The sequence below is a fragment of the Weissella oryzae SG25 genome, from assembly GCF_000691805.2.
GTDB classification, from domain to species: Bacteria; Bacillota; Bacilli; order Lactobacillales; family Lactobacillaceae; genus Weissella; species Weissella oryzae.
On sequence record NZ_DF820508.1, the window covers coordinates 1 to 9,791 of the forward strand.

Annotated in this window: 17 protein-coding genes; 15 read left to right on the forward strand and 2 right to left on the reverse strand. The window is 35.8% G+C overall.

The window, feature by feature from the left end:
• Positions 1-319 precede the first annotated feature (319 nt).
• Positions 320-1,195: an SHOCT domain-containing protein gene (locus tag TT13_RS10510; RefSeq protein ID WP_027699910.1), complete on the reverse strand. Its 876-nt coding sequence runs from the start codon at positions 1,193-1,195 to the stop codon at positions 320-322.
• Between the two features lie 153 nt (positions 1,196-1,348).
• A complete protein-coding gene (locus TT13_RS10515; protein WP_052348634.1) occupies positions 1,349-2,038 on the reverse strand; it encodes a helix-turn-helix domain-containing protein in 690 nt (229 codons plus the stop codon).
• Positions 2,039-2,189: 151 nt separating this feature from the next.
• On the opposite strand from TT13_RS10515, the gene TT13_RS10520 reads away from it, so the two are divergent.
• From TT13_RS10520 to TT13_RS10570, 15 genes are all read left to right on the forward strand, one after another.
• Positions 2,190-2,393: a hypothetical protein gene (locus TT13_RS10520; protein ID WP_027699911.1), complete on the forward strand. Its 204-nt coding sequence runs from the start codon at positions 2,190-2,192 to the stop codon at positions 2,391-2,393.
• Between the two features lie 159 nt (positions 2,394-2,552).
• Positions 2,553-3,374, forward strand: coding sequence for a phage antirepressor KilAC domain-containing protein (locus TT13_RS11095; protein WP_052348635.1), 822 nt, complete (start codon positions 2,553-2,555; stop codon positions 3,372-3,374).
• 116 nt (positions 3,375-3,490) lie between these two features.
• Positions 3,491-3,736: a helix-turn-helix transcriptional regulator gene (locus tag TT13_RS10530; protein ID WP_027699912.1), complete on the forward strand. Its 246-nt coding sequence runs from the start codon at positions 3,491-3,493 to the stop codon at positions 3,734-3,736.
• Between the two features lie 13 nt (positions 3,737-3,749).
• Complete coding sequence (locus TT13_RS11410) at positions 3,750-3,917, forward strand: hypothetical protein (protein ID WP_190279672.1); 168 nt, start codon at positions 3,750-3,752, stop codon at positions 3,915-3,917.
• Positions 3,918-3,957: 40 nt separating this feature from the next.
• On the forward strand, positions 3,958-4,089 hold the full coding sequence (locus TT13_RS11675; protein ID WP_278279354.1) for a hypothetical protein: 132 nt from the start codon (positions 3,958-3,960) through the stop codon (positions 4,087-4,089).
• Positions 4,090-4,091: 2 nt separating this feature from the next.
• Complete coding sequence (locus TT13_RS10535; RefSeq protein ID WP_027699913.1) at positions 4,092-4,517, forward strand: hypothetical protein; 426 nt, start codon at positions 4,092-4,094, stop codon at positions 4,515-4,517.
• Positions 4,510-4,683 carry a hypothetical protein gene (locus TT13_RS11415; RefSeq protein ID WP_190279673.1) on the forward strand — a complete coding sequence of 58 codons (174 nt, stop codon included), beginning with the start codon at positions 4,510-4,512 and terminating at the stop codon, positions 4,681-4,683. The genes TT13_RS10535 and TT13_RS11415 overlap by 8 nt, the downstream gene beginning before the upstream one ends.
• Positions 4,670-5,368 carry an AAA family ATPase gene (locus TT13_RS10540; protein ID WP_027699914.1) on the forward strand — a complete coding sequence of 233 codons (699 nt, stop codon included), beginning with the start codon at positions 4,670-4,672 and terminating at the stop codon, positions 5,366-5,368. The genes TT13_RS11415 and TT13_RS10540 overlap by 14 nt, the downstream gene beginning before the upstream one ends.
• 2 nt (positions 5,369-5,370) lie before the next feature.
• Complete coding sequence (locus tag TT13_RS10545) at positions 5,371-5,943, forward strand: DUF669 domain-containing protein (RefSeq protein ID WP_027699915.1); 573 nt, start codon at positions 5,371-5,373, stop codon at positions 5,941-5,943.
• A gap of 5 nt (positions 5,944-5,948) precedes the next feature.
• Positions 5,949-6,851 carry a hypothetical protein gene (locus TT13_RS10550; protein WP_027699916.1) on the forward strand — a complete coding sequence of 301 codons (903 nt, stop codon included), beginning with the start codon at positions 5,949-5,951 and terminating at the stop codon, positions 6,849-6,851.
• Positions 6,852-6,854: 3 nt separating this feature from the next.
• Entirely contained in the window at positions 6,855-8,255 is a 1,401-nt protein-coding gene (locus TT13_RS10555) for a DUF5906 domain-containing protein (protein WP_027699917.1), read from the forward strand.
• A 254-nt stretch (positions 8,256-8,509) separates the two neighbouring features.
• On the forward strand, positions 8,510-8,998 hold the full coding sequence (locus TT13_RS10560; RefSeq protein ID WP_027699918.1) for a RusA family crossover junction endodeoxyribonuclease: 489 nt from the start codon (positions 8,510-8,512) through the stop codon (positions 8,996-8,998).
• A 5-nt stretch (positions 8,999-9,003) separates the two neighbouring features.
• Complete coding sequence (locus TT13_RS10565; protein ID WP_027699919.1) at positions 9,004-9,192, forward strand: hypothetical protein; 189 nt, start codon at positions 9,004-9,006, stop codon at positions 9,190-9,192.
• Positions 9,189-9,335, forward strand: coding sequence for a hypothetical protein (locus TT13_RS11420; protein WP_190279674.1), 147 nt, complete (start codon positions 9,189-9,191; stop codon positions 9,333-9,335). Before TT13_RS10565 ends, TT13_RS11420 begins: the two co-directional genes overlap by 4 nt.
• Positions 9,336-9,431: 96 nt before the next feature.
• A complete protein-coding gene (locus TT13_RS10570) occupies positions 9,432-9,656 on the forward strand; it encodes a hypothetical protein (RefSeq protein ID WP_027699920.1) in 225 nt (74 codons plus the stop codon).
• Positions 9,657-9,791 lie beyond the last annotated feature (135 nt).

The following is a 9,791-nucleotide window of genomic DNA, read 5'->3' on the forward strand; positions in this document are numbered from 1 at the left end:
TGCACTCTTACTTGGTAGGTGCCGTTTTCTTGTTTTTTGATACTCATAATTGAAGCCTTTCATAATATCGACCCCCATCGAATTATGTATGACTATTTGAGTAAGTCAGAAAGCAGGGGTGGGTACAGATTTGTACCTACCCAATAATATGTGGGTCTACTACAATTCGAGCAGACCTGGGGTAGCAAGTCCGAAACTCCATTTTTTACGTTTTTTCAAAAGTATAAGGGGGTAGTGATTTGCGACCCCCTCTACTTAGCTGGTTTGATATTAAACTGGCCAGATTTCGAGGGTGGCCGACTTCTCGGCAAGCCCTGTCTTAATTATTCAATAGCTTAGCTTTTTGTTGATTAAATTCATCTTCGGTAAGAATGCCAGCATCTTTTAAATTAGCTAACTTAGTCAGTTCATCAGCAAGTGAATTACTAGAAGGCAACTCATTAGGTTCAGAAGTCTTATTTTCGGCCAAGATGTTTTCTAACACAGTAGCTAACTCATTCATTTGTTTTTCAAGTCCGTTTGTTATAAGGCCTACTTTTGTTTCGCTATTAATATATTTTATTTCGTAGGTTTTGTTATCGCTGAATCGAAGGATGAGACTCATTTTCGTAATAATTGAGTAGTCTTTATGCCCTGTTGAAGCACCAACAATCGCACCAACGCCACCTAATGCAATACCACCAACTACAGCTCTCGTTAATCCGTGATGTTTGGTTTTACTGTTTGTTCTCAAAACAGGTTCATAGTCGACGAAATTTGAAAATGGCTCCAGCATAGTAGAACGTAATAGTGTTTGAGGTACGAAGAAACGTTTTGATTTTTGATCTATATAGATACCATCAATTTTATACGCCTTATTGTCCTTGAAACTTTGCAGTAAAGCATCGTACTCAGCTTTAGCCTCGGCCTCGGCTTCTTTAGTTTTTTGCTTCTCTGCCACATAATTATCTTTAGCCTGTTGCTTTTCTCTTTTCCGATTAGTTTTCTCTTGGCTATAATCAAATATTTTACCGTTCTCAATCATCTCTTTTGCATGGTTTATTGTTAGCTCTTTTAAAATTTCGTAATTACCACTCGCAAATTTTAGTCCCAATTTAATTTCGCAATTCTCACAAATTTTTCCATCTTTAATCTTTTCAGAATTAAAAAATCCCATTTTAGTTTCATTACAAATAGGGCATATTTGTTTTGCCATTAGACTACTCCTAAGCTTTTAACGTGGATCATGTTTGCACGTAGTGGAGTTGCTATCTTTTAAGCAAACCTATTAGTTAAGATTGCGCAATATTGCGCAGGCTTTTTTAAATTGACCATTCTTGAACTGATGTGATTAATACTCACGTCAGTTTTATTTTTTTGTTAATTCAATTATATTTTGGCGAAGTTCCGAAAGTGCGTCATCAATTGTGGATAGTGTATCAGCATTATCTTTAATGTTGATTGCCGTTTGACCAAGTTCAATTATTCGTCTAGCGGCTGTAAAAGTGCTAGAAATTAACTTCATAAGTCGTGGATCCATATCATCGTAGTACCAGTCTTCACCAAAATTATTTTCTTTTCTGCGTAATTTTTCCATTAATGCTTTAGGTTCTTTTTTTGGATCGATAAAATAATTAGATTCAATGTTTGAAAAGGTGAGTAAATTCGTTGCAGCACGTATTGCTGAACGGTTACCATGACCTGATGCAAGTCCTTCCAAAGAAGCTACTGCTAATGAGATGTTCTTTTGTTTATTAGGACCTAAAAGTCCTAATTTTTGAAGTTCGGCCAACTTTGTTTCTATTACTTCGGGGGAGTGACCTGTGGCATCTTCCCATAAATCTAAAGCTTGAGGATCCTCTGTTTTCCCAAGAATAAAAGAAGAGTCGACATTATAAAAATCTGCCAATTTCTGAATTTGCTCAATTTTTGTAGGCTTGCGAATTCCAGATTCATATCTTGATAAAGTTGACTGAGCAATCCCAACTTCTTTACTGAGTTGCACTAATGTCAGGCCTTTATCATTTCTTAACTTTTTAAGAATTTCCTTTGTTTCCAAGGGTTTCACCTCGCTTTTTATTGCCAAATGTTTACTAAATCATACATGAAAATATCCCGTTTGGCAATATTTACTTGAATTATGACAAACGGGATATTATGATTGTGATGTTGATATGACAAACGGGATATTTAAAGAAAGGGGAAAATCAATGAATTCGAGAGTAAAAATCTCAGATGAGTTGAAGCTTGCTATTAAACGCAAGCGTGGCGAATTGAATATTACTTGGTTATTGCTAGCAAAAAAAACTGATGTGAATCGTTATACATTAAGGAAAATTGCAAATGGAAAGCAAAGTTATATGAATACAAGCACAGCTGAGAAACTGAATGATTGGTTATATAAGCAAATTTAAAGGTTAAGAAATAAATTAACAAAGAAGCAAATGCCAAAAAAAAAGCGGACTTTTTTGTCTAGGATTCAAAATTTTATATTCTAACTGTGTTGTTGAATGGACAGCAAGGAAAGAAACTTAAAATTGAACAACTGTAGAAATATTAAGGAGATTTAGAAAATGAGTGATGAATTAAAAGTAATTGGTCGTGAAAATGTTGGTGGTTATGAATTTACTGGAATCGAAGGTGGCTTCGGCCAAGGTAAGCGAGGAATGTTGGTACGTGATATTGCGGAAATTCATGAGCGAACTGCAAGGGAAATTAACCAAGATATCGAACGGAATCGTAATCGATTTAAAAATGGTACTGAAATTGTCGATTTAAAGCATTCTGAGTTTCAGGTCACTTTGAGTGATCTGAAATTTACAGCTAAGCAGGTTGCCAATTCAAAACATATTTACATGCTTTCCGAGCGAGGATATGCCAAGCTACTTAAAATTCTTGAAGATGACAAAGCTTGGGAAATTTATGACTTGTTCGTTGATGAGTATTTCAATATGCGAGCTGCCGTTAAGCAGCCAAAATTTAATGTGCCTCAAACTTTTCCAGAGGCTTTACGTCTGGCAGCTGACCTATCAGATGAAATTGAAGAAATGAAACCGAAAGTAGCTTTCGCTGATGCAGTGACAAATTCTGATGATGCAATTCAGGTTGCAGCTTTAGCCAAGTTAATGAAACAGAACGGAATTAACACAGGTCAGAAACGATTATTCTCATGGCTTCGTGATAACGAATATTTAAAAAAGCAACACGGGTCAGAATGGAATAAACCAACTCAGAAGTCTATGAATCTGGAACTGTTTAAAGTGGTTGAAAAAACAAAGGAGTTACCAGATGGTGTTGTTGAACTAACATCTACTACCTTAGTAACCGGCAAAGGACAGCAATATTTTATTAATAAGTTTCTAGGTCACCGAGGTCAATTGCGTTTAGAAATTTAATTCAAATTAAGGCTTGAATTTTTTAATACGTGAATAATGCAAAGCTTATCGCTGATGCAAATAAAACTAATCGACCCCCATCGACAGTGATAAGAACTTTAAAGGAGGTGATGTAATTGTCAGTTCTAAGTCAGATTGTTTCAGCTATTAAAGAGCTGACAGAATCGGTTAACAAAATGAATAGTAAAAGCCCTTGGCTTAATCAGAAACAAGCTTATGAGCGCATTGGAATTAGTCAGAATTCATTTAAGTCACTAGTAGAACACAATGTGATCCCTAAACATACTTTAGATAAGTATGGAATTGCAATTACTAGGTATCACTCAGATGAAATAGACAATTGGCTATTAAAACAAAAATAAGGGAGGTGAGGACATGTACCACGCAATAATTTTTGATGACTTAAAACTGCTCTTGGGTTTTGTTGCAGTGATTTTAGCAACAGGAGGAGCATTAATTGGGTTCGTTAATCTAGTTCATTTTTATGCAAAAAAAGCACGTCAATGGCCGCCACCACTAACGTGCAAAATCAATAAATTTTGAGAGAAATTTACCCTTTAAGTTTATCACGGAGAGTAAACAAATGTACAACATTGTAAAAATTGATACGGGTGAAATTCTTGGCTCAATTATGACTAAGGATATGCACACGTTGAAAATTATAGCTAAACGCTTAAACGCCGTATTACGTAAGAAGCGGACATATAGGAGTTAATCATGTCAGATATTCAAGAAGCAATCTCAACACTGAATAATTTATTGATAAGCGCAGAAAGCGCTAAAACATTAACATTTTTTCTAGAGGGGGTTAATGAATTAAATGCTGAAGTAGTATCAAAAATCGAAACTACTCAGACGAATGAAATTGTTTTATTAACTGCATTACTAAGTGAAGCTCAATCAAAAGTTCGACAAGAACAACTTTATTATGTACTTTCACCAGTTAATAAGCGAGATGTTTTAAATGATGAAACGCTTGGTTTGGCCTTTCAGGAAAGATGGTTTATTTTTTCAACTCGTTTAGAGGATAGCCGTCATAAGACTCGCTTCACCCAATCAGAGCTAGATAATCTACAAAGTAAGTTACCAGGCTTAAACATTGAAGCGCTAAAAGTACGAGTGGAGGAATATGACAATGAGTAAAACAGACATTGAGTATAAGACGGAAAAAGTTTATGACTCTGTGGCTGGTATTGGGTCAATGCACTTACGAGGTTATGACATTAACCAAGTAAATCATGAGCTGCAGGGAATCATAGATTTTACTAGGCAAATAATCGAAAGGAACAAGGCTGATGAAAAGTTATAAAGCCGGTGAAATTCCTAAAGTTGGGAATTTATACTTCATCTATGGTGATGGTGGAACAGGTAAAACATCACTAATTAAACAATTTGAAGGTAAGAAGTTGCTTTTTAGTTTTGACGGTTCTACTAATGCTTTGGCTGATACAACTGACGTTGATGTACTTGCTTTTGAAGATAGTGATGCGCCACAAATGCAGAAACTTGTCATGGCATGGCTTCAAAAAACAATTTATACATCTGATGGTGAATTAATTGGTAATCATCAAGCAATCATGCTTGATAACATAACTGCTTTGCAAAATTGGGTATTAGAAAATATTGATGGTGCAAGCAAGGACGGACGCCAAAATTATCAGAAATTACAACTATGGTTTAGAAATCTTGCTATGTGGTTACGTACTACCGGCTTAACAGTAATTGCTACGGCGCATCAAGTTGACAATGGAGCCGGTGGGCTCACTGAAGAGGGACGTTTTCAAGCTGATATGAATGAAAAAACATTCAATGCTTTTACCGCACCTTTTGATGTCGTTGGCAGAATTTATAAAAAAGATGGTCAACGCTGGATAGACTTAGACACAGAGAATGGTAATCATTCGAAAAATCGATTAGACAATCGAACTTTGATTCGAGCTGATGAACTTGTTAATCGTACTGAAACTAACACACAAGAAAATGAGGATAAATAATTATGGCTTTTACATTTAACGCAGAAGATATTGCAATGGGCGCAAAGGGACTTGGTTACGCTGGAAAGTATAACGTAATGATTTCAGATATTCGGGATGCTAAGCAAACGAAAAATGGTTGGGACATGCGGACAATTCAATTTGAAGTTCAAGATGGCTCAGAAAAGGGTGCAACAATTATGCATAACTTTATGGATGATTCTCAAACAACATCAGGACGTCCTTTCCGTTATCGAGAAATCAATGCAATGTTAGCAGCAACAGGTGGCAATTTTGTTGGCGTAACAATCGATATTTCTAACGATGAGTTTATGAATAAATTGAAACAGGCAAAGTTCGCTGTTGAAGTAAATGAATTTGAGAAATCTGTTGATAATGACGGCAAGTTACATTTTAACCCCCGTATCTCTGGCTTCGGCAAGGTAATGCCAGCATCTGAACCAGATTTAAACTCCCCTCGTCCATCAGCAAATAATGCACAAGCAAACGATCCATTTACTGGTGCTCAACCTGTTTCAGATAAAGAAATGAATGACATTTTTGGACCAAACAATGCCAGCGACCCATTCGCTTAATAATTATGTACGCATTTAAGAAGAGTGGAGTACGAGGACCTTATGACGTTATTGAAGAGCTTGATGTTATTCACTATTTACGCTCTGTACCGTTTGAACATGAGAAGGTAGAAGACATTGAGTACTTTAAGAAGAATCAAGCTCAATATTTTACTCCTAGTGCATTAATTGAGGGGCTTGATAGAAATCGAGAAAACATCCTTGATATACAAGGCATTGTCTTCGATTTGGATGTTGTACCAGATTGGAATGAACTTAAATATGCGTTTTATGATGTTTTAACTATTAGCAAAATTGAAATGTATTTATGGCTAACTCCATCTGGCATCTGGAATGGTAAACATTTAAATGCCTCTAGGTTGTTTATACCGCTGGCTGAACCGATTAATCCGAATTTACTTTCAGATGCAGTTGACGAGCTGATTAAATTGTTTGCAAACCTAAATCAACGTACAAAACATGAACTTAATTTACTAAGTTACGGCGTTGATATTGCGACATCAAAGACTATTTCTCGACTAATGGGCCTACCGATTCAGCAAAAGGGTTCAATCGTACCGTGGGACGTTGAAGAGCGCTTTAGGTACAAGGTTAAGGCAGAATATCATGCAAGCACGTTTCAGCCTGTATTGGCTCCTGAGGATGATTTTATGCGATTAGATGAACCAAACGAAGAGAACCTGACTAGCTTCATCTCTGGTTATGTAGATAAACACAAAATAGGCTTTTATAAAGGCGTTCGAGATAATAATTTAATCAAAATTATTGGGGCTGTTAAAACAGCCTTTAATGATGTTGATGAGAGCGACTTATTAGCTGCATTTTTCAATGCTGGAATTGCACAACAGCTTGATAATCCAGAGAAGGATATTCTTAGAAAGACAAAGCGATTATTGAAAGGGGCGTAATTAATGGCAGATAAATTTGAATTACGTTCAGTACAGGATTTTCGCAAAGTTAGAATCCCACACAATGATGATGACTTGGAAACCATGTCACTTGAATTTACGTATAGCTTACCATGGCTTGAGTTTGAAATTAAAAACAACGGCAAGACAATCAAGTACGTGATTAGTTCAGTAATTGATTTTGCAGAGTGGCTAATTAAATATGACAATCTAGCAGTTAAAGATGATTGGGGCTATATATGGAACGGGTCTTATTGGGCACAAATTCCAGTTAAGCAGGTTTTCAATTTGATTGATGTAACGATTATTAATATTACTGATCGGCTTAAAATATCAAACAATAAAAAGCGTGAGTTACAGCGAGATGTTAAAGCTTATATTCAAAGTTTCTCCGCTGGATTTGATAATTCAGTAAAGGAAAATTATATTGCATTCAAAAATTGGACGTTGAACATTAAGCAGAATAATTTCTTTACACCAAAGAAAGAACTCAATGTTATTGGCGGATTCGATTTTGAACCTGATGCTAATAAAAATCCGGATACTTGGATAGCCTATACCAAATATATGTTTGGTGAGAACGCAAAATTTGTATGGGCCTGGCTTGGTTATGCTTTTCAAGCGAATATGGAGTGGAAACAAGGTGCTTTATTCTTGCTTGACCCTATTGGGGGAACTGGAAAGACTTACTTTATTACTAAGATTACAGAAGCGATGTTTGGAGCTAATCGAGTTGGCGCATTCAAATTGAAGAATTTGCAAGGAAACAATGCTCGCTTCGAAACAGCAAAATTTGTAAATAAAGCTGTCATGATTGATGATGATGCAACTCGTGTCCGTTTTAAAGAAGATGATGTATTCAAGTCCGTCACTGGCGGCGGTCTTTCCCCGATTGAGCGGAAGGGAGTTGACGGGGCGGAGTTCAAAATAACGGCGAAAATGATTATCAACGTTAATGAAATGCCAATTTTTAATAACGCCGGAGCGATTAAGCGACGATTACATATCGTTAAAACAGTTGCGCCAGCTGCAGATGGAAATGCTACTGAAATTGCTAAACGAAACAGTTTATTTCCGGAACATGAATTGCAAAAAGAAGTACCAAGGTTGGCAACTTATGCGATTGAACAGTATCAAGAAGCAGTTAAATCTAACTTGCAGATTGAAAACAATATCGTTGATGATATGGTAGCAATCGACCCGTTTATTGCTTGGCATGACACATTGAAACCGGGTGAATATGCAGCGAAAGTTTTGTATGACAATTATGTAGAATTTTATGATGTCATGTATGACTTTGGACCGGAAGAGAAGCCGATGAGTGAACGATCTTTTGGTAGAAAAATGACTCAATGGCACAGAAAAAAAAGAACCAACTCAGGAAATCAGTATGTAGTTGATTGAGTGTAGGATGAGTGTATGAAGAAGTGTAGCTTACGTGTATGATTGTTTGCCTATGTACCAAGGGTTTGTGTAGCTTGTGTATCTTATTTCTTACTTTATCTTCAACATTATAAAAAAAGTAAAAAATAATATAAGTATAAATATAAATGATTTATCATACACTTCCTGCTAAACACTATTATATCAATGGTTAGAGACGTTTTTATCGTACACACAATCATACACTAACATACACGGTGAATTAGTGAGATTTTATGGATAATAACATTATAAAGGGCTTGGTAAATTTCCTAAAACAAGAATTTACGCAGTTGAATAATAAGTTAGATACAGGAAATATGTTTAAACCTTTTTACGGTAAAAAAGTATTTTCAGGATTGATTGCATTGGACGTTGATTTTGGGAGCGGAAACGATTTAAGCCATAATACAAAAACTGGGGCAGTTTATCGCGGGAAAAAATATCATACCTATAAGGATGCTTTGATTGAAGCACTAGATGATATTCAAGATAAGGTTAAAGCAGTTTTTGATTCAGAAGATGAATTAATGGTTAGTATCATTTTCTATCAAACAAACTTGAAGCAAAATAAGCGTTCAACTAAAGATTTAGACAATATGGAAAAGCCAACACTTGATGCTATGCAGATTGTCTTTGGCTTTGATGATGCACAAATTATTGAGAAACATAGTTATAAACGGACAAGTTTTCAACGAGCAATCAGTATAGAAATTTGGAAGTGAACTAAATGACAGAAGAGCAACGAGAAGCTTTAGATGAGTTGTACGCTGACCTTGATACGCTGCAAATGAATGTAAAAGAAACTGATGTTGAAAACACAGCTAAGATTATTGAACTTGCAGAAGAGATAGTTGAGAAGGCTGGCGAGATAGACGACTTAAACCAGTTTATAGATTTGAAAGGCTATACAGAATGAAAAATTATAATGAACGATTAAAAGCTGAAGCACAAGCTCGAGGCTATCTTAATTGGAAAGGCTTTAAAGCAGCGGAGCCAGATAAGGCCGAAACGATTCGACTTGAAATTGTTAAGGATGAGCAAGAAGTAGGATTGTGGTAGATAGAGCTATTTAATCGGCATTAATGTAATGTTCCGTTAGATTTAAACGATAAAACAACACTAATTATTTAGTAAAACTATAAAAGAGGCGAAAAAATGAATGAACAAGATATCAATAAGCAAATTCAAGATAACTCTACTGATGATCGTTTAATTTTCATGGGTGGATTTAACAATATTCGAATTAAAGATGGCGTTGTAAAGATGGAAATTGCATTTAACTTGGCTGATTATTCAAACATTGTTCAAAAGTTGGGAATGAATACTGATAAACCAGTAATGTTTGGTATCCAATTAGCACAGACAGAATTAGATATTTAGTTAATCAGCCAAGGGTGAAAAGACTGCAAGCCCGTTTTGAAATGCCTAGAAAAAATAAATGGTCTTACGAGGAAAGATATGCAGAGTTCTGTGAGCAATTAGAAGCCGGAGCAACTGTTGAACAAATTGCTGACG